The organism is Halovenus marina (assembly GCF_051414115.1).
Lineage (GTDB): Archaea > Halobacteriota > Halobacteria > Halobacteriales > Haloarculaceae > Halovenus > Halovenus marina.
This window is the reverse complement of sequence record NZ_JBLKNZ010000001.1, coordinates 2,200,591-2,224,982: the sequence shown is the minus strand read 5'-3', so window position 1 is coordinate 2,224,982 and position 24,392 is coordinate 2,200,591. Positions and strand designations below refer to the sequence as shown.

Here is a 24,392-nt window from a genome sequence, read left to right as displayed (position 1 = left end):
TCCGACGAGCGTTTCACCGCTGATATTGCCTCAGGACTGCTCTTCGAGTCGACTCCCGTCCCGTGGGCAGAACTCGTACTCGGTGTCCGTCGTCGTGAACGCACAGCGTGGACACGTCTGCACCGACCGGGCGCGCTGGCCGAACAGAAACGGAACGAACGGGACGAGCAAGAACGCGACGAACGTATCCAGATAAACCCAGAGCAGCGCGCTCACGCTCAGATTCAGGAGAATACCGGCGATGGCCGTCTTTGCTTTTGGACGCATCAGAACTCGAAAAACAGCGAATCTAGCGGTCGATATACTGGTCTTCCCACTCGTTGCGGGCTTCGATTTCGCGTCGGCCACGACGGGTGAGACTGTAGTAGTTCGTTCGGCGGTCACGCTGGCCCTTCTCGACGAGTCCCTTGTCGACGAGCGTATCGAGGTTCGGGTAGAGTCGTCCGTGGTGAATCTCTGTCTCGTAGTAGTCTTCTAGCTCTTCTTTGATCGCGAGGCCATGGGGGTCTTCGCGACCGGCGATCACGTACAGCAGGTCGCGCTGAAATCCTGTCAGGTCGTACATCGGTCGTATCCACATTACCATTATTGTCTAAATCTATTAAATATGTTGCTTCTGGAAACATTAGACCGGACACTCTCGGAGTGGAGTATAACCTATTTGCCATTTACCAACGGACAGCGACGGGTTTTGTGGACCACTTTGTGCGAAACCTCATTCGCTTCTGTACTCTACTTTCAGAAACAGTTCAGACAATAACAAGCAATAGTTACACAACGGCAGGGAACCACGGAGTGTTATTGGTAGCTGGTATCGGTGTTTCTCATATATCACACTATTTCGGGTATCGGACTGTCGGAGTTCTGTGCCAGCATCTCGATATACTGTGAGACGTGGTCGTCCATGCGCCGTTTGAACCCCGCTTGACGGGCCATCCGGTCGAGTTCCCGCGCGACGAGACTGCCGTACTGAACCGCCTTCTTCTCCCGAAAGGCGAGACGGTCGGGCAGCCACTCGCGAGCGGCGAGGCGGAGCGCCCACTTGCGCTCTCCGGCCGAGGACCTGATCAGCGCCTCGGGTAGCGACAGCGCCAGCCGAACGACCCGGTCGGACAGAAGCGGCGTCACCGGTTCACAGCCGCTGGCTCGGATGGCGAGCACGTCTCGTTCGAGTTGGTCGGGGAGCGTTTCGAGCACCTCCCGGCGAGCGCCGCGAACGGTGTCGGCGCTCACGCGGGGATCGGTCGGTGCCTGCACGACTTTGGCGTAGCCGCCGAACAGTTCGTCCGCTCCCTGCCCGAGAACGAGGCGGTCGAAGCCATCTGCCGCGGCCTGCTGGGCGACCAGCACGAGTCCAGTCGTGATCTGTACGTCCATCGCGTTGGTCCGACCAGTCGCCTGCACGATCTCCGGGACCGCACGCTCGATGTCGCCGTGGTCAAATTCGACGACGCGAAGTTCCCGGCCGAGGACTGCGGCGGCCGATCGGGCCTTCTCGATGTCGTGGCTGTCGGGAAACCCACCGACGTAAAGCGGACAATCGAGCTGTGCGGCGAGTACCGCGGAGTCGAGTCCGCCCGAAAAGGCGACTGCGGCGTTTGCAGTTTCGGCAGTTGTAACGGCGTCTTCGATCGCGTGTCGCAGATCTAGCACGAGCTGCCGCGTGTCCGCTCGCGGTTCCGGGTTCGGGAGGTCCCACAGCGTTCGGGTGCCGGATGCGTCACGGACGTGACCGGCGGGGAGTCGCACCGGCGTGTCGAGCCGTCTCGGATCGAGGCTCCACGTGTCCGGATCACCGCGTTCGCTAAAGAGTGGATACCGGCCGAGGACGTCCCGGACGACCAGCCCATCGACCGCTCCCGCGAAGCCAGCGGTGCCGGGCAAGGGCGTTTCGTTCCGGATTGCCCTCTTGACTGTCTCGGTGTTCGCGCCGACACACATCACTTCAAGAACCCGTTCACTCGATACTTGAGCCGTCGCCGCATCGAACTCGCGGCCTGCTGGAAGCTGATCCGCCAGGGGGTCCGCTTGCCTTCGATTCTCGTCGCTCCGGCGAGGACGGCATCCAGAATGGCGTCGGCGCTTCGCTCGTCCGCGTCGACGTGTGTGACTGCCTGTCCGACCATGCGACTGATGTGAGCGTCACTCCCGGCGGTCATCGGAAGATCTCGTTTCTGTGCGAACCGTTCGGCCTGTCGGTTCGCGCGCCCGGTGAGGAGCCGTGAGTTGTACACTTCGATGGCGTCGGCCGTCGCGAGTTCCTCCTTCGAGATGTTCGCGAGGACGCCGTGACGGGACTCCTGAAACGGGTGCGGGACGACAGCAATCCCCCCATAATCTCTGATCTGAGCTACTGTTTCCCGGAAGGAAAGCCCCGCTGGAACTTGCTGTTCGACACCGAGTGCGAGCACGTGGCCGTCGGCACTGGAGACTTCGAGGCCGGGAATGGCGACCAGTCCGTAGTCGTCGGCGAGCGACCGGGCGTTCAGACTCGCCTCGATGTCGTCGTGGTCGGTGACGGCAAGCGCGTCCAGGTCGACGGCCGCTGCCCGTTCGAGCAGGTCCTCGACCGGGTCGCGCCCGTCGTAGGACCGCTCGGTGTGTGTGTGAAACTCGACTGCGAGCACACCGATCGGTAGGGCGGAGAGCACCAAAAGGCCGCCGGTGTCGGTCGTTCGCTCTCGGCACCGTTAAGCCGCTGGGCAGGAACGTTCACGTACGGATGGTCCGTGACACGTTCGCGGACGACGATACGCCGGACCTGCAGTCGGTCCTCGATGCGCTGGACGACCCTGACTGCAGACAGATCGTCAGCGAACTCACTGAACCGATGACGGCCGAGGAGATATCGGAAGTCGCTGACATCCCACTTTCGACGACATACAGAAAGATAGACACGCTTGTCGAGGCCTCGCTGCTGGAGGAGGGCGTCCAGATCCGCTCTGACGGCCAGCACGCGAGTCAGTATGTCGTCGCGTTCGACGAGGTGGCCATCGGACTCTCTGACGACCGGGTGTTCGAGGTCGATATCTCGAGGGAACCGCGGACCGCAGACGAACGACTTGCCGACCTCTGGTCGGAGGTGCGAAAAGAAACATGAGCATGCCCGATGCAACAATCCCGTCGCTGATAATCGCGCTGAAGACGCTCACGCTCGTTCTCGGTGGCCTGATCACCTACTTCGCCTACCAGGCCTACAGACGAACCAGATCCCGCTCGCTCGGTGCGCTCGCGCTCGGATTCGGCATCATGACGCTCGGCACCCTGCTTGCCGGGATCGCAGACCAGCTGTTTCAGGCGAACTTCGAGATCGGGTTGCTCATCGAGAGCGCGCTGCTCGCTACGGGGTTTGCAGTCATCGTGTACTCGCTGTACACGACGAGCCCGTGATGAAACGTAACGAGCACGTGATGGAACAGTGAAAGAGCCGTGAGCACCAGAGGTTAAGTGACTCTCGGCCCCAGTCCGCGTATGAAAATCTACACCGGACGCGGTGACGAGGGGCTGACCGACCTGCGAAACATGGACCGGGTCTCGAAGGCGAGTGGGCGCATCGAAGCGTACGGAAGCGTCGACGAAGTGAACGCGCTGGTCGGACTCGCCCGGCCCACCGGCTACGACGACATCGACGACCAACTGCGCGAGGTTCAGAACCACCTCCACATCGTACAGGCCGATTTCGCCAACCCTGACCCCGAGGACGACGACCCACAGATCCGCGACGAACACGTCGACCGCATCGAATCGGTCATCGACAGCCACGAGGCGGAACTCGACCCGCTCGAAGATTTCATCCTCCCCGGTGGCTCCGAACACGGGGCGCAACTCCACCAGGCGCGGGCGGTCTGTCGCCGTGCCGAACGCCGCGCCGTCTCCTTTGCCGCCGAGGAAGCGACCGCGAACGACGCCGCAATCGTCTATCTCAATCGGCTCTCTGATGCGCTCTTTACCCTCGCTCGCGTCGTCAATCAGCGCGAGGGCGTCCCCGAAGAGAATCCGACGTACTGACGGCTCGCCACTCTGAGAACTCGCGTTGTATGTGATGTACTACAACGAATACACCGGCTCGCTTGTGCGAGCGAGGTCGACGCTGACGATGCCACAAAGGATATATTCGTTGTCTGCGTATGGTCAGATATGAACAAACACTTCGAGGACACGCGATATTACCTGAAACGGGCCGGTGAGACGGCAAAGCAAGGCGTTCAGGAGGAAGTTGAACCTCTCCAGGAGCGCGTTCAGGACATCATCGGCGAGGAAGAGGAACCGGAGCCAGGTCGTGTCGAGAAACTCCGTGCGGACCTGAAAGAGGTCGGTGAGCGTGCCGAAGGTGAAGCGAGAGAAGCCATCGATCAAGCCCGTGGGAAGGTGACGCAGTATCGCGGCGAGCGCAGCGACTAGCGGGCGAAAAACAATTCTTAAGGTACCTGCACAAGTAGCCACGAGTGCGCGGGTCGGTGATCTAGGCCGGTTATGATACCTCCTTCACACGGAGGAAGTCGGCGGTTCAAATCCGCCCCGACCCATGAGCATTTTCGACGAGCATAGCGAGGAGAAAACCCGCAGTGGGGAGGAAGGATTTGAAACAGGGAGTGGAGCGTAGCGGAACGATCGAGGTTCAAATCCGCCCCGACCCGCTTCTGATGGCACAATACGACGAGCGAAGCGAGTCGCCAGCGCCGTCTGTGTGGTCCAAGCGGCTTTGAAGCAGACGAGTCGCGCGCAATAACGTGAGCACGTCTCGGCGCGGTGTACATCTGTCCGGCCCATTTTCTGTCCACCACTGCAATTGGGCTTTTTGGTGGTGGCGGTCAACACTTGGTCCATGAGTGACCGGATTTCACTACCAGACTGGCTGACAGATGTGTTGTCGGCCTACGGTCAGGTGTTGTCAGAGCTGTTCTGGTTCTTCGTAGGGCTGACGAGCGTCTATCTCCTCGGTCGAATCGTACTCGTTCCGCTCGTTGCCCGGTTCGTCAGAGCGCGTAATCGGAACAACCCCACCATCGAATCTGCGGCACAGACGTACCTGCGAGTCGTTCTGATCGGGTTCGCGACTCTGACTGGCATCATCGCTGCAGGCTACGGGAACGTGCTCTCCGAGTCAGCGGTCATCATCGCGGCCCTCACGTTTGCCCTCGGCATCGCTGGCCAGCAGGTGTTCGGATCGCTCATCAGCGGGATGTTTCTGGTCGCCGATCCTGATTTCAACGTCGGCGACTGGATATCGTGGCCGGGCGGTGAGGGAACCATCGAGTCAGTCGACTTCCGTGTCACGCGGGTTCGAACACCGAACCACGAAACCATCGCCGTTCCGAACACTGAACTCACAGACAACGCGCTCACGCGGCCCTACGGCCGGGACCGGTATCGAATCACAGAACAGGTGTACGTCGCCTACTACGAGGACACCGAGCACGCCCTGCTGGAACTGCAACAGATCGCCACGAACCAGGAGTTCGTTCTCGATGACCCAGCCCCAAACGCGCGCATCGTCGAACTCGGTGAAAACGCGATCACACTACAGACGGAGTTCTGGATCGCGGATCCGATGAATCAGGACATCCTGACCGCCCGGTCGGACTTCCGACGAACGGTGAAGCGTCGATTTGACGAAGAAGAGATTACGCTTGCGCCCCCCTCCGCACAGTTGCTCTCGGGCGAGGTGACCGTGACAGGTGAGAGAACCGACCCGTCCGGGAACGGTTCGTGAGAGGCACGACGGACGGTGAGACTCTTGGGTCCCGACTAGCTCTGCCCGGCGTTGGCCTCGATTCTGGCATTAGGCTATCGAACGTACCCGAGCCACTTCAGTTCGAGCTACCACGAATGCCACCGTTGTGGTGTGTCACACACCCGCTCAGTCGTCCGTCAGTGTGACGTCCGGAGGTGTGTGGGATCGGCCGGGGAGAAACCGTCCGGTCTCGCGGTAGACGCCGCCGAGCAACACGAACGTGGCCGCAACCGGGAGCGCCGCGCAGGCGAGATACACCGGAACGAACCCGATCGAGTTCACCAGTGGAAGGGACACCAGTGGCCCGAGTCCGCCACCGACATCACCGAAGACGTTGTTCGTCCCGACAGCACGACCCATCCGTTCGTCTGGCGTCATGTCGGCCAGAAGCGCCATCAGTGGCCCACTCGTTCCACCCTGTCCGGTTCCGATGCAGACGCAGGCGATAGCGAGTGTCAGGACCGAATCTGCAAGCGCGAGCAAGACGAAGCCACCGCCAGCCAACAGCAGAAAGACAAGCAGCGTCGGCACCCGTGAGGCTCGCCGGTCGCTCAACATCCCGCCGAGAAGCATGAATACGCCAGCCGAAACGACAGTGAGCGCCATAAATATCCCCGAACTTCCCTGTGGCCCGAGTCCGAACACGCCCAGGTCGTACTCGCGGATGAACACGACGAGTGTCGCAAAGAGGGCTCCGGTGTAGACGAAAAAGACGGCGAAGTTGACGCTCCCGACAGTCAGTGCCGGGATCGCCGTATCGACATCCCACGGTTTGACTGACCGGTGTGCGTCCCCCTCGACGTGTGTCTCGGGGATAGCACGGTACGCGATCAGCGTCGCGATCACTGCGAACACGGTTGCGAGGCTGAAGGCCGCGACGTTGCCGTACAGTTCGCTGACGAGGCCGCCGAGCACGACGCCTGTGGGAAACCCAAAGAGGATCCCCCCTCTGATCATCCCCATGTTCGCACCCCGAGAGTTGCCCGAACTCACGTCGGCCGCGATGGTGAGTGCCGTCGCGAAGACGAAAGCACTGCCGACACCCCAGAGGATCCGTGCGCCGAGAAACCAGGCGGTCGGAAAGGGGAGAAAGAAGGCGACGATATAGCCAGCGGTGCCGACAGCCTGAATCCCCATCCCCAGCACGAAGGGGGTTCGGGTTCCAATCCGGTCGACGAGCGAACCCGCGGGTGCGTTCGCGACCAGCCGTGTGAACCGGTTCGCGCTCAGGATGACGCCGACGAGCAACGGCGAAATCCCGAGTACCACCCCCAGATTCGGGAGGATCGGAAAGATCACACCGCCGCCAAACCCGATGAAAAAGGTGCTGATGACGACAGTTGCCACGACGACGGCGTTGTCACCAAACATCCGGGACAGTACGCTCCCGTCGCCGACGATCCGTGACACGACGCTCGAATCGCTGTCGTTCACTGTGGGATCTGGCCGAGGGTACTCGGCCGTCTCTGTTGTGGTCTCACTAACTGATTAGTCAGTCAGGACACCGCAAATATGTTGCGAAACGGTGAGCGACCGCGGCGCAAACACGAGACGACAGCGACAATACCCGTAGCAGACAGCGCGATGCGTTTCAGCGCGTGAAACAGTGACCCGGACCTTACCCCCCGACTGTTCCTACTACCAGACAGCCATGCAACTGCTCGGCAGAGCCAAGCGAGGCTATCTCCTCGTTCGACAGAGCGTCTCGGTACTGCGAGAACACCCGCGACTCGCGCTGTTCCCAGTCGTGAGCGGGATCGCTGGTCTGGCGTATCTCGCGCTCTTGCTGACGCCGATGTTCAGCGTTCTCGCACTCGACAGCAGCGACACGATCACGTTCGTCGTCGGCGGTATTGCCCTCGTAGGTATCTATCTCGGGACGGCGTTCATCTCGGCGTTTTTCACCGCGGCGCTGGTCCATCAGACACGTGCGGTACTCGCTGGCGAGGAGCCATCGCTCCGTGACGGTATCGAGAACGCGTGGGCGGTCAAGTGGCCGCTGCTTGCGTGGGCGGTGATCAGCGCGACGGTCGGTGTCGTTCTCGATCTCATCTCGGAATCGGACTCTGCAGTTGGTCAGATCCTCGCCATGGTGGTCGGCATCGCGTGGACGCTGTTGACCTTTTTCGTCATCCCGGTCATCGTCTTCGAGAAACCCTCGGTCCGGGAGATGTTCACGCGCAGCGCGACGACGTTCAAGGAGACGTTCGGTGAGACGCCGATCGGTCTCGTGGGTGTGAACCTCATCGCGATGGTCGTCGCGCTGCCGGTGCTTGCACCGGGTGCGTATCTCCTGTTCGCCGAGGAGATACTCATTCTCGGTCTCCCGCTGTTCGTGGCTGGCGTGTTGATCGCACAGCTCATCACGTACACGCTCCGTGGCATCGTCAAGACGGCGCTGTACTTCTACGCGACTGAAGGGAATCGTCCCGCCGAGTTCGACGAGGTTTTCGACCGCCTCGACGACGTCGAGACGTCTCGCTCGACCGGTCCCCGCGGCGACGGGTTCATCTAACTGCTTGACCGACACGAATCTGTTGCCACTCACGAATAGACGTTAGACGAGTGTCGGTTACTCATACTGCTGGCTGTCCCATTTTGAACGAATTCGCTACCCTTGGTGGCGAATATCTGTACGAACGTACAGCCAGCAGTATCACAAGAGGAAGATGCTGCCGAACTGCACCGCGGCCAGTATCAGTCGTCGGCAGGTGACCGTCGTCTGGTCCGTTCCTGTTTGTCGTTCGCTACGTCTGAACCGGGCTCGATCCGTGCGGTGAACTCGTCCTCGCCAAACTGCACCTGTATCGACTGCGTCACCGCGTGAAACTGCTTGCAGTGATGTCCGTCTTCGTCGAGTTGCATCGTCGAGTCGACGATACCGGCCTCCTCTAGCCGGTCCAGCCGTCGGTACACTGTTGCCTTCGAGACGCCTGTCGCCTCTCGGATCTCCCGCCCAGTCCGTGGGCGTTCGACGACGGCTTTGAGGACTTGATAGGTGTAGTCGTCGCCGAGCAACGCGAGCAGCGTGTCGGCGTCGACCGGTGCCTGGTGGCTGCACTGCGCTGACTCGACTGCACTTCTGTCGGGAGGGCGCTCGGATCGACGGGTCGACCGTGTCATATCTCTCTCTATGCGGCACCCCATCCTGTGTCCCCAGGCTAGGTATCGACATCTCCCCCTCGTGAAGCATCTAGCAATACAGATGCGCGAGTGTGGCACGGACCACAGAGCGCAGTCCGTCGCTGCGAGCGAGACCGAAAACTGCGGGAGAGAGCCGGAGTACCGCTCGCAATCGGCGTCTGTCCCGTCTCTTTGTATAGCTAGGCTCTACCACTAAGGGCGTGGACAGCCAACAGAAATTCAAATGTCGCGCCCGAACCACGACTGTTGGGGCGTGTCGAGGCGCCGTCCCGTCGGCCCATGAGACCATGTCCAGAGACTCAACACAGGCGCGTTCGCTTTCGATCGACCGCTATCCCGGCCCCGCGTGTAGCTACGGCATCGAGAACGGCACACCGGTCATCCGGTCGACGAATGCGGCATTCGAGACGCGCTTTGGAACGGACGTCGACGGCCAATCGATTCCAGACGCGTTCGAGGCGCTCGGTGTTCGAGACGGGTCTGATTCGCTCAGTTCGCTTCTCACCGAGGGCGACCAGTTCGAGGTGCAACTCAGCAAATCTCGATCGGATACCGACTTTCTCGTCACGGCGGTTCCGCCCGAAGACGGCGAGCAGGGCTTTTTGCTGTTCACCGAGACAGATGCTGACGAACCGGACGACGGAGCGGCGGGGACTCTCGAAATCGACCACGTCGCCAGCGTGGTCAGTCACGACCTGCGGAACCCGCTGGACGTTGCCAAGGCCCGCCTCGAAGCTGGCCGGGAACTCGACGAAGACGAACACTTCGACCACGTCGAACAGGCACACGAGCGAATGGAGCGGATCATTCAGGACGTGCTCACCATCGCTCGGGGAGAAGAGGTCGTCCAACCGGACGGGGCGGTCGACCTGACCGACGTGGCCGAAACTGCCTGGGAGACTGTCGAGACAGACGGTGCGACACTGACTGTCGCTGAGCAACTCCCCACGGCGACCGCAGACCCGGACAGCGTCGGGCGACTGTTCGAGAACCTGTTCCGCAACGCCGTCGAACACGGTTCGACGGGACTCGCCGAACACAGCTCGACGGGGACCGCCGAACACGGACGATTCGACGTGTCGGTCACTGTCGGTTCGATCGACGGTGGCGGCTTCTACGTGGCCGACGACGGCCCGGGAATCCCACGAGATGACTGGGAGCGTGTCTTCGAACCCGGTTACAGTTCGGACGACCACGGAACCGGGCTGGGACTGGCAATCGTCGCGCGGATTGCCGACCTGCACGGCTGGTCGGTCACCGTCACAGACGCCGCCGCGGGCGGCGCGCGAATCGAGGTCAGTGGTCTCGATTCGGGCTGAGTTTCGCCGGTCTCGATCCGATCTGAGTTATTGTCCTTCGCGGCCGATGTCCTCGAACTGGTCGAGGAGCGTCTCCGCGTCGTCGAGAAGTCGACGGACGCGCTCTTCGAGTTCACTCGCGCGGGCTATCGTCTCCTGATACTCGTCGTGTGTCTCGCGGTCCTCCGTGGCGACCTCTGCTGCGATGACGCGTCGTGTCGATTCGACGCGGAAGTACTCGCCGAGCGTCTCGTAACCGAGTACCGTACACTGCTGTGTGACCGCCTCCCTGACGTCCTCGCGGTCGATCGGCTTGCAGAGATAGTCGTCGAAGGGCATATCGAGCACGTCGAATCCGGGGTCGATAGCCGTCACCATGATAACCTGTCCGTAGTAGTCGCGGTCGTCGAGTTTCTCGAGTACTTCGTCTCCGGACAGTCCCGGCATGTGCCGGTCGAGGAGGACGATATCCACCGCTCGCTGTTCGGTTTCCTCGAGCGCTGTACGCCCGTCGTAGACCGTCTCGATCTCACAGAGTCCGCGCAGTCGGAGCGCGTACGCGTCTGCGACTTCCTTCTCGTCGTCGACGACGAGCGCGTTCGGCAGCGGCGTCGAATCTCCCATGGCCCTGTGTTATCGGATCTTCCCCTGCAATCCCTATAATGGCCGTGGTTCGCTCGTCGGACCGACAGCACTCGCTAGTTCGGATGCTCGTCAGTCTGCTCGAAAAACTCCGCGAGGAGTTTGCGCTGTCCGGCCCGGAGGTGGTGCAGCAGCGTCGGGCCGGTGATGTCGAGCGCCTCAGCGACTTCCTCGGCGTTGCTCCCTCTCGGGGACTCGAAGTAGTCTGCGAGAAACGCGGTCTTGAGCGCCGTCTCCTGTCGCTCGGTCAGGCGGTCGCTGAGCGTGTCCCGAAACTCGCGTGCAGTCTCGACGTCACGTTCGCGCTCGCGCTTGGCGAGCACCTCGGCGTCGTACTCGCGGGTGACAGCGTCGGCGAGGCGTCGCACGTCCTCCTCGGGAGACAGGTCGACGAGAATCTCACCCCCGCGGCCGTCGAACGCCGCAGACCGAACGGTCGCCCCCCGAGTCACCAGTCGACCGAGCGGCGTCTCCTCGTCCAGCACGACCTCCAGCGACCCTCCGTCGTCGTACTCCTCGACGACGCGTGTCGAGACTGTCCCCGTAGTTTCGGCCAGCGCCTCCGCAACTGCGTCCGGCGACGCATCCTCGACCGAGAGATAACAGAGTAGATCCTCCCCCTGCGGGACCAGCCCGTTTACCGCGAGTGCGCTATCGTATCTCGCACTGACGCCGACGAACGGGTCGGACTCATCGGTCACCTGGAGGCGGAGTTCGACGAGCGTGTCCGACAGCAGGAGGTTCCGGTTGCGGGTCGCGTTCACGGCGAAGCCAGCCATCTCACCGACCGTCGCGAAACTCGCTCGCTCGCGGGGCGAGAACGCCTCGCGCTCGGACGTGTACAGGCCGACGACGCCGTAGACGTTCGAGCCGTAGGTCAGTGGAATCGCGAGCACAGACTGGAGACCGTCAGCGAACGCGGCCCGCCGGATCGCTTCGGGGACCGACTCGTCGTCACCGATCGGCTGGACGATTTCGGGCGTGCCAGTCTCGACAGCGCGCGTCTCGGGGATGGCGTCGCCTCCGTCGAGACAGGTTTCGATGCGGTCGAGCGTTCGGCCGGTCGCCCCTGCCGCCGCGCGCACGACCATCTCGTCGCTCCCGAGTTCCCGCTCGCCCACCCACGCGAAGTCGTAGATGTCCGTCTCACCGAGTTGCCGACCGATCGTCTCGGCAATCTCTTCGCGGGTAGACGCGCCGACGAGTTCGCCGATAATCTCCGAGATGAGTTCGTTGATGATCGTCAGTCGGTCGAGGTCAGCCTGCAACCGTTCGACGCGACGCTCGTCCCGATGCTGATCGGTCACGTCCTGCAGATAGAGCGTGACTGCACCATCTGTCGGCACGAGCGAGACGGTGAGCCAGCGGTCGAGGGCTGGATAGTACTCCTCGATGGAGCGGTCCGCTGTCGGGGGCGTGTCGAACGCTCTCGGGACGCTCGCGTCGACCGATTCGGGAAACACCGATTCGAGTGACGAATCGACCGCGGCGTCCGGGTCGGCGTCGAGCAGATCCTCCGCTCGCTCGTTCATCTCGCGAACGACCCCCTCCGGAGTCACGTCGAGGATGCCGACCGGCGCGCGCTCGAACGTCTCGTCCATGGGTTGCGTAGTGGTGGGGAGGGGAAATATCTGTCAGTCGTCGGCTGTACGTACGTAAACATATTCGCCACCCGGGTGGCGAAGTATTTTCGAGATGGGACAGCCGACAGTATCAGTCGTCGGCAGTGGCAGCACTCTTGGATTTCGCTCCCGCGAGCGACACGCCGCCGTGGTGTGCCCACAGCCAGAGGACGCTCGGCAGGACGAACACGCTCAGGAGGAAGGAGACGCTGAGCGCGAGCGCGACGATCAACCCGAAGGAGTTGAACTGCGGATGCGGGATGATCATCAGTAGCGAGAACGCGCTGCCGGAGGTGACAGCACTCCCGAGCAGCGCGCCACCAGTTCCGGTGACTGCCTCCCGGAGTGCCGCCTCGACGTCCCGGCCGCCTTCGAGTTCCTGTGCGAAGCGGTCGCTGACGTGGATGTTGTAGTCGATGCCCAGTCCGATGGTGATGCTCACCAGCAGCGCCGTCAGCAGCGTCAGCGGTTGTCCGAGCAGATACATCACCCCGAAGACGATGCCGAGCGCCAGTCCGATGGGGACCACCGTCACGACGCCGAGCGAGAGACTCCCGTGGACGAATCGGTAGATGGCGGCGAGTGTCACCAGCACGCCGAGCATCGCGAGCAGCGACGTGACCACGATGCCCTCGGCTATCTCGGCAATCTCGGCGTCGTTTATCGTCCCGGTTCCGACCGCAGTGACGGCGTAGTCTGACTCGGTCGTCATCTCGTCGGCGATACCGTTCATCACCGCCGCGCGCTCGGAGCCAAACGACTGCTGTGCGGGAACGAAAACCAGCGTCGACCCGTAGGTGCCGTCGGTCCGTTCGAGCACCTGCGCCGCCTGCTCGGGTGCGGTGGCGAACAACTCGTCGAACAGCGATTCGACGTTCCTGTCCGGGACGCCATCGCTGTCCGTGTCCGCGTCTGCGAGCGTGGCTGCGAAGTCCTCGTTCGTGGCGGCGACTCGCTGCATCACCGACAGCACCGACAACACCTGCACGTCGCCGTTTTGCTTGATGACGATATCGCCGTCAGCTTCGGCGGCGGCGCGGTGTCCGGCGGCGACTGTCTCCATCGCTTCGGGGGTCGCCACGCTCCCCCCACCGCGAACGAGCATCGTCGTGAACCCGCTGCCGCCGTCGGTGAACCCTTCCTGATCGCTCTGGAAGTGCGACCGGACGTAGCCCATGTTCTGTGCGACGTCAGACTCGTGGGCGTCGTAGGCAAGCGGTTCGGGCAGGTCACTCTGCCAGCCCGGATCCTCGTGGAAATCGCCGCTCTGCCACGCCTCGCGGTCGAGTTCGGTGAAGGCCAGTCCGCCGACGAGGCCGCCGATCAGGGCCACGACGATAACCAGTGCTGCGCCGCGCCGTGCTGCGGTCACGCCGCTTCCGAGCACGCGACTGAGATAGCGGCCCTTGCCGAGTGCGGTCTTGCGGCGGTCGAAGCCGAATCGTTCCCAGAGACCGTCAACACTCACCTTCAGCGCGGGAACCAGCGTGGTGAAGATGACGAGCGCGGCGACCACGCCGAGCGTGATAGCGAGCCCAAGCTCGCGAATCATTCCCACCGGACTGAACTGATTCGAGAGGAAGCCGATGGCTGCAGTCACCGTCACGAGCAGGAACGCGACGGTGACGGCCGTAGTCGCCCGACCGAGCGCGGCGCGGATCCCCTCTTCGGGGCCGCGGTACTCCCGGTAGCGCATGAACACGTGAAAGCCGAAGTCGATGCTCAGTGCCGCCACGAGCACGGGTGCGATGAGCGCAGTCTGTTGATTGAGCAGGCCCATCCAGCCCATGAGGCCGGTGGCCCAGATGAGCGAGATGACCGTTCCGGTGAACCCGAGCATCACGTCGGTCACGTCTCGGTAGGCGAACCCGAGGATGACGAGCAAGACGAGCAGGATTGCCGGGATGACCAGCCACGCTGCGTCGGAGAGAAACTCCTGGTTCAGGTCCGCGTACGCGGGCGCGCCGTCGACGAATATCGCCGCCGAATTGTACTCGTCTGCCGCGTCGGCCAGCGCCTGCTGGGCGTCGGTCGGTGCCGTCTCACTCGCAAAGGTGAACGTCAGTCGAATCGCGTCGCTTTGGGTGCTACCCGTCTCGTAGGTCGTCGGGAGATAGAAGGCAGTCTCCTCGCCGCTCGCGAAGGCGGTCGTGACCGCCGACTCGAGTTCTGCATCGCTCGCACTGTCGATTGCCTCATATTGTGCCTGCAGGCTCGCATCCGACTCGTCAGCGAGTGCCTGCCCGACGATATTTGGCACGCCGCGGACGCCGTCGGTGGCGAGCGCATCACTGACTGCCGGATTCTCGACGGCGTCCATCTGGTAGGACAGCGCCGTGAGGAGGCTGTCCCGAGACAACGCTGAGCCGTCTTCTGCGATCAGATACACGTCTGCGCGTGTGCTGTCGTCAGACCCCTCGCCGCCGTAGCGCTCCTCGATGTATTCGGCCGCCTGCATGACGTCCGAATCACCGAGCGCGCCCTCGTCGATCGACTGGTCGGACCCGCCCTGATCCTGGGTGATGCCCATGGCGACACCCGCAGTCAGGACGAGCAACAGGAGGATGACGATTCGGTTGTGGTTCGTCACGAACTGTCCGAACCGCTCGGTTGCATTTCGCATCAGTTGCATCTGTCTCCCTCCGCGACTGTGTGTACTGTCCCGCTGATTCGATGCCGTTTCGAACCGGCCCTGTGTGTGACAGCGACCATATCTACTGGCACAGTCGAGTCGCCCCTGGCTTGTTGTGCTAGCTATACAGACGAGAACTAGCAAACAATCTAGCAATACAGACTGCTCCGTGAGTGACGTGAACGGTCACTTCACAGCCACCGAGGTGGAAGGCGTGCACTTTTTTTGAGTCGATCTGAATCTAGTGGTATGGCCCTCTCGCTCGGAGATGGGTGGTTCGCCGTTGCGATCCTCTCCGGTGTCGTGCTGTGCTGGCTCGGCATCTACTGCTATCGGCGGTGGGACGAACCGGGCGTGACCCCCTTTGCAGTCGCGGCCCTCTTCCTGGGGATTGGCGCGGTCGGGGGAAGCGTCCTCGCTCTCGCTGGCGGGACGGAGATTCCCGACACTGGTGTCACACTGTGGTTGGAGGTGTCGCTCATGCTGTGGGTGCTCGCAGTCGTACCGTGGATTCTGTTTGCGTTGCAGTACACCGGACGATACACCCGGTTCCGCCTCCGAACGATTGCGCTCGTCTCCTTTCCCGTGGTGGGTATCGTCGTCCTGCTCGTTTTCCAATCGTCCACTGGGCAGGGACAAACGGTCCTCACACAGGTTCTTGGGACGATTGGACTCCTGTACGTGCTGGCGCTCGTCGCGATTGGCTGTTATCTCCTCTTGCGAACGACCCAGAAGTACGGCCATCTGTCGCTGTTTCAGGGGGTGAGCCTGACGCTCGCCGGGTCCAGTCCGCTCATCATCATCAACTCGATTTCGATACTGGCGGGCGAAGTGAGCGATTCCACGGTGTTCGCGGTGTACTCGCTGGCATTCGTCACCCCAGCGGTCACGCTCCTGCTGGCGGTGTTTCGCCACGACATGTTCGAGTCGACCCCCGCCGCGGGCGCGCTCGGTGAACGGGCCATCCCACGCGAGACTGACGACCTGGTGTTCGTCGTCGATACGGACGGCAGGATCATCAAGATCAACGAGACAGCCGTGGAGACGCTCGACGCCTCCCCGTCAGACCCGCTGGGTGACCCGTTCGACTCGCTCGTGTCGGTCTCTGTCGACGACTTACAGTCGACCGAGACCGTCGAACTTGAGACCGTCGCCGGGATGCGGAAATTCGATCCACAGATCACCACGTTCACCGACCAGCACGGTCGTCCGCTCGGATCGCTGGTCAGTCTGCGCGACGTGACCGAACGGGAACTTCGCAAACAGCGTCTCGAAGTCCTGAATCGCGTACTCAGACACAACCTCCGCAACAAGGTTGACGTCATCAAGAGCAACGCGGAGGCGGTCGCAGCCGAGTCTGACAGCGAACACACCGGAGCGATCCTCGACTCGGCGGACGAACTGGCAACGCTCAGTGCCAAGGCGCGCTCGACTGACCAGCTCGTCTCGCACCCGACCCGGGAATCACGAAACGATCTCTCCGAACTCGTTTCCGATCTCACCGAAACCGACGGTGACGTCGACATCACGCTCGATATTCCCGAGTCCGCGCCACTCGTCACCGACTGGGAGGCGCTGCGCTCGGCGCTGTCGAGCGCGATACGGAACGCGGTCGAGTACGCCGAGGAGTCGGTGACTGTAACTGTCGAACAGATCCCCGACGGCTATCGCATCGTCGTCGAAGACGACGGCCCCGGCATTCCCGAGTCAGAACTCGCATCGATCGATGCCGAGAGCGAGACACCCCTCCAGCACGGTACCGGGCTCGGTCTCTGGCAACTCCGGTGGGGGATCACCAAACTCAACGGGAATCTCTCCTTCGACACGCAGGACGGCACGGTGGTTCGCATGACCATCCCGGATCTGTCAGCGTAGCGTCCGTCCCGACACGTGTCACTCTCTGCTACGTGTTCGTCCCAGTAGTCATCAGGTCAGACAACTCGAAGAGCTGAACGTCATCACGCGTGTCAGCGACAGTTTGCAGATCGTCAGTGTACCCGGAGCGACTGAACAGGATGTACTGCGTTTCCCCGTCTTGGCCCTTCTGACCCCGACCAAGTAGAACTTCTGATTTTGGAAATCGTAGTTTCCGAATTCGTGATTTCTTTCCTTTGGGACCGGTAGTTACGAGGTGACCGGCGGAGAAACTACAGACCCAAACGTACATACTACACTATGGGATCCAGACACTTCCTGTTCATCTCCGCCGACGCCGCACTGATTACCGACCTCGCGTGGCACGTCCACAGCGAAGGCCACGACGTGAAATACTACATCGAAGCCGAAAGCGATCAGGAGATCGGTGATGGCTTCGTTCCCAAGACTGACGACTGGAAGGCAGACGTCGAGTGGGCCGATGTCATCATTTTCGACGATATCTGGGTCGGGTCCGATATCGGCACCGGCGAACTCGCGCAGGAACTCCGCGAGCAGGGCCACGCCGTCGTCGGTGGCACGCCGAACACCGATCACCTCGAAGAAGACCGGGGATACGCGATGGAGATTCTCGAAGCACACGGCGTCAACACGGTCGAGCATCACGTCTTCCACGACTTCGACGCCGGGATCACACACGTTCAGGAGCACCCGAATCCCTACGTCATCAAGCCACTTGGAGAGGTCCAGAACGTCAAGCGACTGCTGTACGTCGGCAACGAGGACGATGGGAGCGACGTGATCGATGTCCTGAAAGCCTACAAGAAAGCGTGGGGACATCGCATGAAGGGCTTCCAGCTACAGCGGAAAGTCGAGGGGGTCGAAGTCGCAATCTGTGGCTTCTTCGACGGCGAGCAGTTCATCGATCAGGTTAACTTCAACTTCGAGCACAAGAAACTGTTCCCCGGCAACATCGGCCCGTCGACGGGTGAGATGGGCACATCGATGTTCTGGGCCGGCCGGAACAAACTGTTCGAGGAGACCCTTGGCAAACTCGAAGACTGGCTCGCAGCGGAGGGGTACGTCGGGAGCATCGACCTGAACTGTATCGTGAACGAGACTGGGATCTACCCGTTAGAGTTCACGCCGCGGTTCGGCTATCCGACGATCGCACTTCAGGAGGAATCCTTCGAGTCACCGACTGGCCAGTTCTTCTTCGACCTCGCGCACGGGGCCGATCCCGACCTGACGGTACACCGCGGCTACCAGATCGCTGTTCGAATCGTCCTTCCGCCGTTCCCGTTCGACGACGAGAAAGCGTACGACGAGAACTCCCGGAACGCCGCCGTCGTGTTCGAGACCGACAGCCGAGATGGGATCCACATCGAGGACGCGAAACACGTTGACGGCCAGTGGCGCGTCGCTGGCGAAAACGGGATGCCGCTAGTCGTCACCGGCAAAGGCGAGACGATGCAGGACGCACGCGAGCAGGCCTACGAGCGCGTCGACACCATCGTCATTCCGAACTGCTACTATCGCGACGATATCGGTGAGCGATGGATCGCCGGGGACGGCGATAGATTACAATCCTGGGGCTATCTCGGCCCGGCCGAACGCTGATCTGCTGGCTGACTGCTCTCAATTGCTTGAATCCTGCAGTTGCATCTGGAGTCGGAATGTGGCAAGCACTGCATAACAATAGGTATGTCTCCAAAACTGCGACTCGTGCCAGTGTATCGACTCCACCGCCGACACCTGACTCATCGTGTCCGGGGTTTGATTCGACCGCAATCGACAGATATGGGGAGGGTCGCGCGATGAACGAAGGCGAGACCGGGACGGACGAGAACACCCAACCCGAGTTGGGCGCGCTGATGAGCGAATCCGAACACATCGCGGTCGAGGTACTGCTCGACGAGTCGTGGGACCCGGACACAGCGATGACTCGAAAGACGTTCGACGAACTCTTCGAGACGCTGTCCGACCCCGGGAAGCGATACGTGCTGACGTATCTGCTCCGCTCGGAGGGGTACGTTCGGATGACGGAACTCGTCGATTACGTGATGCGACGCACACAGACGCCCCAATCGGACGAGGCATTTCGACACCGCGTCACCGCAAAGCTCACACACACCTTGCTTCCGGCGCTCGTCGAAGACGGGTACGTCAGCTACAACATGGAGCGGCAGCTGGTCAGCCCCACAGAGAAGCTCGAACTTGCTGGCCCGTATCTGCGGATCGCACTCGTCCAGCAACGCGCCCAACCAGAGTCCTAGTCATCTCCTCCCTGCGACGTTTGGACGATTCGGAGCTAGAACAGCCGAGCGATATCTGTCTCGGGCCGAATGTCTTCCTCAGGCCTATCGCTTCCAGCCACCGCTGTATGTACGCTTTGCTCACCCTCGCGCTCGTTCATACTGCTTCCCTCCCGGAGCAACTGACCCAGAAACGCGGCCGGACTGTAGGTTCGCTCGTCCGCTCTGCAGGGAAAGACCCCGATCAGCGTGTCGTCAGCATAGACGCCAGCAGTCAGTTCCGGCGGCGTGACCGTCACGTGTGATTCGCCAGCGAGCGTCGACGAGGACTCACAGCGAACGAACCCGCTCGACCGGATCCCGCCGTCTCGCCAGGACATGAGTCGGAGTACTGTCTCGATCGTGGGCTGAATGCTTGCGAGATTCCGACAGCGCTCACAGACACAGAGTTCGTCGCCGATGATCGCAACGTCGTAGCTGTCAAACAGACCGGAATCTGCCGCATCTGCGAGTGCCTGTAGAAACTGTATGCGCTGAGAGTGGATACCGAGCGCAGGTGCGACCGACCGGAGATACACTGTCACCCTGACCTCGTCGCACCGCTCCGTACAGTCCCAGTACGTCTCCCACCACTGATTGATCGTGGCTTCGTCTGTCGAGTCCATCAGTACTCTCAGAAGCGAGTCGCAGGCATAAGCGCGGAGGATCGTTCATCCCGAAAAGGAACTCCTACTCAGTAAACAGTGTCTTCTCGCACGGTAGGAGCGCTCTAGTTCCCGACGAACCGCGAGGGGGATCGTGTAGATTGCGCTTAACTATACCCTTCGTGCAGGTCAAGGAAGGTATGGCAGAAGCTATCGAGCAACAAGAAACCGAGCGGACAGACGCAAGCACGGGCCGTGACCGCCTCTCGAAGGCTCACGTCTTCGAGTTGCTCAGCGCACAGCGTCGACAGGAAGTGCTCCGGTATCTCGAAGCAAACGGTGGTACGGCAACACTAGGCGAGGTCGCAGAGTACATCGCTGGTCTGGAGTGTGAAGTCGACCCCGCGCAGCTCAATTCACAGCAACGAAAGCGGGTGTACGTTGGGCTTTACCAGTGTCACCTCCCGAAGATGGCTGATGCCGGTGTCATCGACTACGACCAGAGTCGTGGGGATATCGAACTCAACGAGCGGTCCGCGCGGCTGCTAAAATATCTCTATCTGGAAGAGCACAAGTCAGAGACGCCACAGTCTGGCCTGCTTGGACGTCTGTTTGGCTGACTGGTGTTGTCTCTATAACCTCTTTTTCGGAACGGGACACTCCACAGGCCACCGTACGTCTCTGCGTCAGAAGCTGACTGCTGTTGCCACACCCTCTTATCACCGATCGACTGCCGTTGCCACACTCACTGTCCGCTCGTTCACCGAACCGCTGTGAGCGAGACGAACGATCCCTCCTTTGCCGTGATCCATGTCGAGAGTCTCGCTTCTTCGTCGTCGTCCGGTGCGTAGATCGTACACAGGTCTGGCTGTCGGTGTCGCTCTTCGATTTTCGCGACGAGGCGGATCTCGCGCGGGTCGACGGATGTGGCCATAGGTTCTCTCTCTCTCCAGCGCACAATAGTTAGAAAGACCATACGATGCGTACAGCGATTGATTTTCCCGGTATCAAATCTGGATCTCATCACGCAGAACGTCCCTACGTCTGTGATCTTCTCGTAATCTCCTCGATAACAATATGGGAACCGTTCGCACGTCCAGACGCCGGGAGTTCCCCTGCCCAGACGGTCTCCGGCGAGTACCATGTCGATTCATGAACTGCTCACGCGTTCGGCGAACGCCGACGACGCTCGATGGACCGACAGCGGGGTAACACAGTACCTGTCCGACTGTGAACGTGACCTCTGGGTCGTGGTCGTCGCTGCGATGTCGCTGGACGTGATACTCACCGTCTATGGACTCTCAGTTGGGCTGCAGGAGATGAATCCGATCGCGCGTCACGCGCTCGAAACAGCAGGTGTGGCCGGACTGGCCGGGCTGAAACTCGGCGCGCTCTCGCTTGGAGTCTGTTGTCTCTGGCTCGTTCCGGACCGCTATCGGCCGGTGATTCCGATCGGGCTTGCGATCCCGTCGGTCGTTGCGGTGGGCGTCAACGCGACACTCATCGCGTGGGTGCTTCTGTAGGCGCGCTACAGCTGGGTGGCGCGTACGACAGACACCGTTCCGTTTGCCTGGATGCGAACGAGACAGCCCTCGTACTCGAACTGGATGTGCCCAGTTCGGCGTAGTGTCTCGCCTGTCGGCGTGAATAGCTGATTCAACGCGTCCGTCTCGATCACGTCGTTGAGTGGCTCTACTTCTGTCGGTTCGACTCCGAGCATGTCCGTGACGGCCTCGACCACTGCGAGCGTGGCTCCCCCTTCGTCGTCCCAGCTGAACGCACGAGTGTGTGCATCTTCGCTCTCGAAGAGATCTGCCGAATCGATTGAATCTAAACTCATTGATGAACTCATTACTGATCGGTATTCGTCTTCTGTGTTGTTTGCTCGGGGGGAAATGAAACTTGTGATGGGCTCTGGGAATGGCGCTTCTATTGATACGTTGGGCCGCTGACTTCCTGTTCGGAAGCTGACATCTGCCCCCTCGGGGGTATGAGCTGTATAATTATACCTCACTATCGATAGTGGGTCAGTATGAACTGGGACGGCGTGCATGCAGCCACCAAGTCGGCGTTCCTCTCGCTCTGTCACCTTCGGACACAGCGGATCGCGCCGTTGCGTTCACAGCTCTCGCAGTTTCTCCTTCGGGAGGTAAATAGCTGGTCGACCTGGGTCGGGATGGAGCCTGGACAGCGACTTCGAAACTACCGGAACGGATTCCTGAGCCACAGCGCAGCGCTGTACGATTTCGAGTCACACGACAGAGACCAGTTCCTCACGGACTTTCAACGCGAGAAAACGGCCTACATCAACGACGAACAGTTCGTCAGCGTGCTGGCGAACAAGGTCGGATTCTACGCGGCGATGGCCCCCTTCGAGAGTCACCGGCCGGAGACGTTCGGCATCATCGACGAGGGGCTATTTCATCCGATCCGAAACACACAGCCAGTCATGACAGACGGGTCCGCTCGACAGAGCGGTCATGGATCATCGAGCACTACACCTCCCGTCGTGACTGCACTCACCGAATCAAACGCCGACGACCCGGTTCGTTCTCTTTCGGGGCTGACAGAGACAACGCCCGCCGGGGCGTGGGTGCTCGACCAAATCAGGTCCGGACAGCAACTCATTCTCAAGCCGGTTCACGCAGCAGGTGGCACGGGAGTGAAACACTGCTCGTATCGAGACGGCGAGTGTCGTGTGAACGGCGAGCGAACGAGCGATGCAGCACTTCGGGAGATGGTCGAAGACCGGGACGCGAACGTCGCCATGGAGTTCGTCGAGCAGGCCGCGTACGCCCGGGATCTGTATCCGGCGTCGACGAACACGGTCCGCGTGCTGACGATGTGGGACAGCGAACGTGAGGAGGCGTTCTGTCCTGTCGCAGTTCACCGTATCGGTACTGATCGATCCGCGCCCGTGGACAACTTCGACCGGGGAGGCATCTCGTCTCGGGTCGATCTAGAACGGGGGGAACTGGGAACCGGCGTTCAACTCGCCGAAGATGGCGTGGTCAAACATCACGACACACATCCGGAGACCGGTGCTCAGATCACCGGAACACAGATCCCCGGTTGGTCGACCATTCTCGATACGGTTCTGGAGATCGCGGAGGCATTCTCCTACGTTCCGTACACCGGCTGGGACGTCGTCGTCACAGAACCAGGTGAGTTTGTCCTGCTCGAAGCAAACAACTGTCCCGGCGTCAAATCGCTTCAGGCGCACGGGCCGCTGCTGACAGATCGTCGGACGAGAGCGTTTTACGCCCGCCACGGAGTCTGTTCACCCGCGTGACCTAATGGCACTCGCTCCAACCCACTGTCCGTAGACAACGGGCGTGTCGAATATTCTCTGCGTTCACGGAATCTGTTCAGCGGCTGTGTCTGAGGCATGCGCGACATGTCGGTCAAGAAATCGCTCGTACTCTTCCAGCACGACACCGGGCGCGAAGTCGTCCGACCGTGCCTGGAGTTTCTCCGCCCGCGGTGGTCGGTCGAGCGTCTCGACGACGGCATCTGCCATCTTCGGAGCGTCGCCAACCGGGACGAGTTGTCCGTACGTTCCGTCGGCGAGTACCTCACGTGGTCCAGCGAGACAATCAGTAGCGACGATCGGACACCCGCAGGCCAGCGCTTCGATGAGCACCGTCGGTAGTCCTTCGTACCGCGAGGACAGGAGAAACACGTCAGCGCGCTGCATGTAGCCGTAGGGGTTGTCGACGTACCCCGGGATCGAAACGGCGTCATCGACACCGAGTTTCGCAGCGAACGCAGCCAACCCCTCCCGCTGTGAGCCTTTCCCAGCGATGATCGCTCGCGTCTGCGGTCGGCGCTCGTGGACTCGTGAAAACGCTCGCAGCCACGTTTTCAGGTCTTTTTGCGCTTCCAGTCGGCCCACCGAGAGCATGACGTCAAGCGAGTCGTCGCTGAGCCACTCGTTGTTGACTGGCTCGCGCGCACGGGAGCGAACTGCCTCCACGTCAACGGGGTTGTGGAGTACGGACACCTGGTCTGCTGTCACGCTGGTCTTCTGGACGATGCTGTCTGCTACTCCCTGAGAGACAGCAATATGGTGATCAGCGTACGGCAGCAGTCGAGCGGTCAGTGAGAGGTAGGCTCGTGACCGCAACGGGGGATTCTCACTCATGGCGAACGGGCTGTGTTCGGTCAGAAATATCCGGGTATCCGCTCGCGAAAGCTGTCCTGCTAGCAGACAGACCAGATTTGCGTGTGTCATCTGTGCGAATATCGCGGCCGGTTGCTGTCGTCGCAGATACGACGCGAGTGCTGGGACGTGTGCACCAATCCCGATGAATGGGGGCCTGCTCTCTCCGAGCGCGACGATGGAAACGTCGTCTGCAACCTCGGCCTGAAGCTTCCCCCGTGGATTCGAGACGACGAGGTCGATATCGTGGCCTCTCTGTGCCAACCCGTTCGCGATGGTCACCGTCACCTGTTCGGCACCGCCGGTCAACAGATTCGGCACGTAGAATGCCAACTCGTACTCGGCTGTCGCCCGTTCCTGGTTGTGAGGTGTTTTTCGTTCCAT

General features: G+C 61.2%; 26 protein-coding genes and 1 tRNA gene. 14 read left to right on the top strand and 13 right to left on the bottom strand.

The features are described 5' to 3' along the window. Nucleotides 1-30: 30 nt before the first annotated feature. The 4 genes from ACMGFL_RS11395 to ACMGFL_RS11380 all read right to left on the bottom strand — a co-directional run bounded on the left by ACMGFL_RS11395 (nucleotide 31) and on the right by ACMGFL_RS11380 (nucleotide 2,627). Complete coding sequence (locus ACMGFL_RS11395; protein ID WP_436935657.1) at nucleotides 31-267, bottom strand: hypothetical protein; 237 nt, start codon at nucleotides 265-267, stop codon at nucleotides 31-33. Nucleotides 268-289: 22 nt separating this feature from the next. After that, nucleotides 290-565 (bottom strand): PadR family transcriptional regulator, encoded by a 276-nt coding sequence (locus ACMGFL_RS11390; protein WP_436935656.1) that lies wholly within the window; start codon nucleotides 563-565, stop codon nucleotides 290-292. 266 nt (nucleotides 566-831) lie between these two features. Further along, nucleotides 832-1,941, bottom strand: a complete 1,110-nt coding sequence (locus ACMGFL_RS11385) for an asparagine synthase C-terminal domain-containing protein (RefSeq protein WP_436935655.1) — start codon at nucleotides 1,939-1,941, stop codon at nucleotides 832-834. Beyond that, nucleotides 1,941-2,627, bottom strand: coding sequence for a PHP domain-containing protein (locus ACMGFL_RS11380; protein ID WP_436935654.1), 687 nt, complete (start codon nucleotides 2,625-2,627; stop codon nucleotides 1,941-1,943). Before ACMGFL_RS11380 ends, ACMGFL_RS11385 begins: the two co-directional genes overlap by 1 nt. Before the next feature lie 95 nt (nucleotides 2,628-2,722). Here ACMGFL_RS11380 and ACMGFL_RS11375 point away from each other — a divergent pair, with 95 nt between their 5' ends. The 6 genes from ACMGFL_RS11375 to ACMGFL_RS11350 all read left to right on the top strand — a co-directional run bounded on the left by ACMGFL_RS11375 (nucleotide 2,723) and on the right by ACMGFL_RS11350 (nucleotide 5,713). Beyond that, entirely contained in the window at nucleotides 2,723-3,100 is a 378-nt protein-coding gene (locus ACMGFL_RS11375; RefSeq protein WP_436935653.1) for a helix-turn-helix domain-containing protein, read from the top strand. Then, complete coding sequence (locus ACMGFL_RS11370) at nucleotides 3,097-3,390, top strand: DUF7521 family protein (protein ID WP_436935652.1); 294 nt, start codon at nucleotides 3,097-3,099, stop codon at nucleotides 3,388-3,390. Before ACMGFL_RS11375 ends, ACMGFL_RS11370 begins: the two co-directional genes overlap by 4 nt. A gap of 81 nt (nucleotides 3,391-3,471) precedes the next feature. After that, nucleotides 3,472-4,008 carry a cob(I)yrinic acid a,c-diamide adenosyltransferase gene (locus ACMGFL_RS11365; RefSeq protein WP_436935651.1) on the top strand — a complete coding sequence of 179 codons (537 nt, stop codon included), beginning with the start codon at nucleotides 3,472-3,474 and terminating at the stop codon, nucleotides 4,006-4,008. Nucleotides 4,009-4,137: 129 nt separating this feature from the next. Further along, nucleotides 4,138-4,401 carry a DUF7553 family protein gene (locus ACMGFL_RS11360; RefSeq protein WP_436935650.1) on the top strand — a complete coding sequence of 88 codons (264 nt, stop codon included), beginning with the start codon at nucleotides 4,138-4,140 and terminating at the stop codon, nucleotides 4,399-4,401. A 50-nt stretch (nucleotides 4,402-4,451) separates the two neighbouring features. Then, nucleotides 4,452-4,526: transfer RNA gene (locus ACMGFL_RS11355), tRNA-Val, on the top strand. 299 nt (nucleotides 4,527-4,825) lie between these two features. Next, on the top strand, nucleotides 4,826-5,713 hold the full coding sequence (locus tag ACMGFL_RS11350; RefSeq protein WP_436935649.1) for a mechanosensitive ion channel family protein: 888 nt from the start codon (nucleotides 4,826-4,828) through the stop codon (nucleotides 5,711-5,713). A gap of 147 nt (nucleotides 5,714-5,860) precedes the next feature. Here ACMGFL_RS11350 and ACMGFL_RS11345 read toward each other — a convergent pair whose 3' ends face one another. Then, the gene (locus tag ACMGFL_RS11345) at nucleotides 5,861-7,105 is read right to left on the bottom strand and encodes an MFS transporter (protein ID WP_436936446.1); all 1,245 of its coding nucleotides are present in this window, start codon (nucleotides 7,103-7,105) and stop codon (nucleotides 5,861-5,863) included. A gap of 280 nt (nucleotides 7,106-7,385) precedes the next feature. Here ACMGFL_RS11345 and ACMGFL_RS11340 point away from each other — a divergent pair, with 280 nt between their 5' ends. Then, nucleotides 7,386-8,249: a DUF6159 family protein gene (locus tag ACMGFL_RS11340; RefSeq protein ID WP_436935648.1), complete on the top strand. Its 864-nt coding sequence runs from the start codon at nucleotides 7,386-7,388 to the stop codon at nucleotides 8,247-8,249. A 182-nt stretch (nucleotides 8,250-8,431) separates the two neighbouring features. Here the strand turns inward: ACMGFL_RS11340 and ACMGFL_RS11335 are convergent, their stop codons facing one another. Then, the gene (locus ACMGFL_RS11335; RefSeq protein ID WP_436935647.1) at nucleotides 8,432-8,857 is read right to left on the bottom strand and encodes an ArsR/SmtB family transcription factor; all 426 of its coding nucleotides are present in this window, start codon (nucleotides 8,855-8,857) and stop codon (nucleotides 8,432-8,434) included. Between the two features lie 308 nt (nucleotides 8,858-9,165). Between ACMGFL_RS11335 and ACMGFL_RS11330 the strand changes: the two genes are divergently transcribed. Further along, nucleotides 9,166-10,197, top strand: coding sequence for a sensor histidine kinase (locus ACMGFL_RS11330; protein WP_436935646.1), 1,032 nt, complete (start codon nucleotides 9,166-9,168; stop codon nucleotides 10,195-10,197). Between the two features lie 27 nt (nucleotides 10,198-10,224). On the opposite strand, the gene ACMGFL_RS11325 is transcribed toward ACMGFL_RS11330, so the two are convergent. The 3 genes from ACMGFL_RS11325 to ACMGFL_RS11315 form a co-directional block, all read right to left on the bottom strand. After that, the gene (locus ACMGFL_RS11325; protein ID WP_436935645.1) at nucleotides 10,225-10,800 is read right to left on the bottom strand and encodes a response regulator; all 576 of its coding nucleotides are present in this window, start codon (nucleotides 10,798-10,800) and stop codon (nucleotides 10,225-10,227) included. A gap of 74 nt (nucleotides 10,801-10,874) precedes the next feature. Beyond that, a complete protein-coding gene (locus tag ACMGFL_RS11320; protein ID WP_436935644.1) occupies nucleotides 10,875-12,419 on the bottom strand; it encodes a bacterio-opsin activator domain-containing protein in 1,545 nt (514 codons plus the stop codon). A 112-nt stretch (nucleotides 12,420-12,531) separates the two neighbouring features. Continuing rightward, nucleotides 12,532-15,072, bottom strand: coding sequence for an efflux RND transporter permease subunit (locus ACMGFL_RS11315; protein WP_436935643.1), 2,541 nt, complete (start codon nucleotides 15,070-15,072; stop codon nucleotides 12,532-12,534). Nucleotides 15,073-15,321: 249 nt separating this feature from the next. Here ACMGFL_RS11315 and ACMGFL_RS11310 point away from each other — a divergent pair, with 249 nt between their 5' ends. The 3 genes from ACMGFL_RS11310 to ACMGFL_RS11300 all read left to right on the top strand — a co-directional run bounded on the left by ACMGFL_RS11310 (nucleotide 15,322) and on the right by ACMGFL_RS11300 (nucleotide 19,223). After that, entirely contained in the window at nucleotides 15,322-16,947 is a 1,626-nt protein-coding gene (locus tag ACMGFL_RS11310; RefSeq protein WP_436935642.1) for a sensor histidine kinase, read from the top strand. 300 nt (nucleotides 16,948-17,247) lie between these two features. Continuing rightward, nucleotides 17,248-18,567, top strand: coding sequence for a phosphoribosylamine--glycine ligase (locus ACMGFL_RS11305; RefSeq protein ID WP_436935641.1), 1,320 nt, complete (start codon nucleotides 17,248-17,250; stop codon nucleotides 18,565-18,567). Between the two features lie 197 nt (nucleotides 18,568-18,764). Next, nucleotides 18,765-19,223 (top strand): DUF7344 domain-containing protein, encoded by a 459-nt coding sequence (locus tag ACMGFL_RS11300; RefSeq protein WP_436935640.1) that lies wholly within the window; start codon nucleotides 18,765-18,767, stop codon nucleotides 19,221-19,223. Nucleotides 19,224-19,258: 35 nt separating this feature from the next. On the opposite strand, the gene ACMGFL_RS11295 is transcribed toward ACMGFL_RS11300, so the two are convergent. Beyond that, on the bottom strand, nucleotides 19,259-19,867 hold the full coding sequence (locus tag ACMGFL_RS11295) for an HTH domain-containing protein (protein WP_436935639.1): 609 nt from the start codon (nucleotides 19,865-19,867) through the stop codon (nucleotides 19,259-19,261). Between the two features lie 179 nt (nucleotides 19,868-20,046). On the opposite strand from ACMGFL_RS11295, the gene ACMGFL_RS11290 reads away from it, so the two are divergent. Next, nucleotides 20,047-20,466: a DUF7344 domain-containing protein gene (locus ACMGFL_RS11290; RefSeq protein ID WP_436935638.1), complete on the top strand. Its 420-nt coding sequence runs from the start codon at nucleotides 20,047-20,049 to the stop codon at nucleotides 20,464-20,466. Between the two features lie 140 nt (nucleotides 20,467-20,606). Here ACMGFL_RS11290 and ACMGFL_RS11285 read toward each other — a convergent pair whose 3' ends face one another. Continuing rightward, nucleotides 20,607-20,780 carry a DUF7511 domain-containing protein gene (locus ACMGFL_RS11285; RefSeq protein ID WP_436935637.1) on the bottom strand — a complete coding sequence of 58 codons (174 nt, stop codon included), beginning with the start codon at nucleotides 20,778-20,780 and terminating at the stop codon, nucleotides 20,607-20,609. Between the two features lie 208 nt (nucleotides 20,781-20,988). Between ACMGFL_RS11285 and ACMGFL_RS11280 the strand changes: the two genes are divergently transcribed. After that, a complete protein-coding gene (locus ACMGFL_RS11280) occupies nucleotides 20,989-21,369 on the top strand; it encodes a DUF5658 family protein (protein WP_436935636.1) in 381 nt (126 codons plus the stop codon). A 5-nt stretch (nucleotides 21,370-21,374) separates the two neighbouring features. Here the strand turns inward: ACMGFL_RS11280 and ACMGFL_RS11275 are convergent, their stop codons facing one another. Next, the gene (locus ACMGFL_RS11275; RefSeq protein WP_436935635.1) at nucleotides 21,375-21,686 is read right to left on the bottom strand and encodes a HalOD1 output domain-containing protein; all 312 of its coding nucleotides are present in this window, start codon (nucleotides 21,684-21,686) and stop codon (nucleotides 21,375-21,377) included. Between the two features lie 192 nt (nucleotides 21,687-21,878). On the opposite strand from ACMGFL_RS11275, the gene ACMGFL_RS11270 reads away from it, so the two are divergent. Continuing rightward, the gene (locus ACMGFL_RS11270) at nucleotides 21,879-23,138 is read left to right on the top strand and encodes a sugar-transfer associated ATP-grasp domain-containing protein (RefSeq protein ID WP_436935634.1); all 1,260 of its coding nucleotides are present in this window, start codon (nucleotides 21,879-21,881) and stop codon (nucleotides 23,136-23,138) included. Nucleotides 23,139-23,201: 63 nt separating this feature from the next. Here ACMGFL_RS11270 and ACMGFL_RS11265 read toward each other — a convergent pair whose 3' ends face one another. Continuing rightward, nucleotides 23,202-24,392 (bottom strand): glycosyltransferase, encoded by a 1,191-nt coding sequence (locus tag ACMGFL_RS11265; RefSeq protein ID WP_436935633.1) that lies wholly within the window; start codon nucleotides 24,390-24,392, stop codon nucleotides 23,202-23,204.

Bases quoted from the DNA above. Each gene is read 5' to 3' on its own strand.
- ACMGFL_RS11395 (WP_436935657.1), bottom strand. From the start codon at position 267: ATGCGTCCAAAAGCAAAGACGGCCATCGCCGGTATTCTCCTGAATCTG.
- ACMGFL_RS11390 (WP_436935656.1), bottom strand. From the start codon at position 565: ATGTACGACCTGACAGGATTTCAGCGCGACCTGCTGTACGTGATCGCC.
- ACMGFL_RS11385 (WP_436935655.1), bottom strand. From the start codon at position 1,941: ATGTGTGTCGGCGCGAACACCGAGACAGTCAAGAGGGCAATCCGGAAC.
- ACMGFL_RS11375 (WP_436935653.1), top strand. From the start codon at position 2,723: ATGGTCCGTGACACGTTCGCGGACGACGATACGCCGGACCTGCAGTCG.
- ACMGFL_RS11370 (WP_436935652.1), top strand. From the start codon at position 3,097: ATGAGCATGCCCGATGCAACAATCCCGTCGCTGATAATCGCGCTGAAG.
- ACMGFL_RS11365 (WP_436935651.1), top strand. From the start codon at position 3,472: ATGAAAATCTACACCGGACGCGGTGACGAGGGGCTGACCGACCTGCGA.
- ACMGFL_RS11360 (WP_436935650.1), top strand. From the start codon at position 4,138: ATGAACAAACACTTCGAGGACACGCGATATTACCTGAAACGGGCCGGT.
- ACMGFL_RS11350 (WP_436935649.1), top strand. From the start codon at position 4,826: ATGAGTGACCGGATTTCACTACCAGACTGGCTGACAGATGTGTTGTCG.
- ACMGFL_RS11345 (WP_436936446.1), bottom strand. From the start codon at position 7,105: ATGTTTGGTGACAACGCCGTCGTCGTGGCAACTGTCGTCATCAGCACC.
- ACMGFL_RS11340 (WP_436935648.1), top strand. From the start codon at position 7,386: ATGCAACTGCTCGGCAGAGCCAAGCGAGGCTATCTCCTCGTTCGACAG.
- ACMGFL_RS11335 (WP_436935647.1), bottom strand. From the start codon at position 8,857: ATGACACGGTCGACCCGTCGATCCGAGCGCCCTCCCGACAGAAGTGCA.
- ACMGFL_RS11330 (WP_436935646.1), top strand. From the start codon at position 9,166: ATGTCCAGAGACTCAACACAGGCGCGTTCGCTTTCGATCGACCGCTAT.
- ACMGFL_RS11325 (WP_436935645.1), bottom strand. From the start codon at position 10,800: ATGGGAGATTCGACGCCGCTGCCGAACGCGCTCGTCGTCGACGACGAG.
- ACMGFL_RS11320 (WP_436935644.1), bottom strand. From the start codon at position 12,419: ATGGACGAGACGTTCGAGCGCGCGCCGGTCGGCATCCTCGACGTGACT.
- ACMGFL_RS11315 (WP_436935643.1), bottom strand. From the start codon at position 15,072: ATGCAACTGATGCGAAATGCAACCGAGCGGTTCGGACAGTTCGTGACG.
- ACMGFL_RS11310 (WP_436935642.1), top strand. From the start codon at position 15,322: ATGGCCCTCTCGCTCGGAGATGGGTGGTTCGCCGTTGCGATCCTCTCC.
- ACMGFL_RS11305 (WP_436935641.1), top strand. From the start codon at position 17,248: ATGGGATCCAGACACTTCCTGTTCATCTCCGCCGACGCCGCACTGATT.
- ACMGFL_RS11300 (WP_436935640.1), top strand. From the start codon at position 18,765: ATGAACGAAGGCGAGACCGGGACGGACGAGAACACCCAACCCGAGTTG.
- ACMGFL_RS11295 (WP_436935639.1), bottom strand. From the start codon at position 19,867: ATGGACTCGACAGACGAAGCCACGATCAATCAGTGGTGGGAGACGTAC.
- ACMGFL_RS11290 (WP_436935638.1), top strand. From the start codon at position 20,047: ATGGCAGAAGCTATCGAGCAACAAGAAACCGAGCGGACAGACGCAAGC.
- ACMGFL_RS11285 (WP_436935637.1), bottom strand. From the start codon at position 20,780: ATGGCCACATCCGTCGACCCGCGCGAGATCCGCCTCGTCGCGAAAATC.
- ACMGFL_RS11280 (WP_436935636.1), top strand. From the start codon at position 20,989: ATGTCGATTCATGAACTGCTCACGCGTTCGGCGAACGCCGACGACGCT.
- ACMGFL_RS11275 (WP_436935635.1), bottom strand. From the start codon at position 21,686: ATGAGTTTAGATTCAATCGATTCGGCAGATCTCTTCGAGAGCGAAGAT.
- ACMGFL_RS11270 (WP_436935634.1), top strand. From the start codon at position 21,879: ATGAACTGGGACGGCGTGCATGCAGCCACCAAGTCGGCGTTCCTCTCG.
- ACMGFL_RS11265 (WP_436935633.1), bottom strand. From the start codon at position 24,392: ATGGAACGAAAAACACCTCACAACCAGGAACGGGCGACAGCCGAGTAC.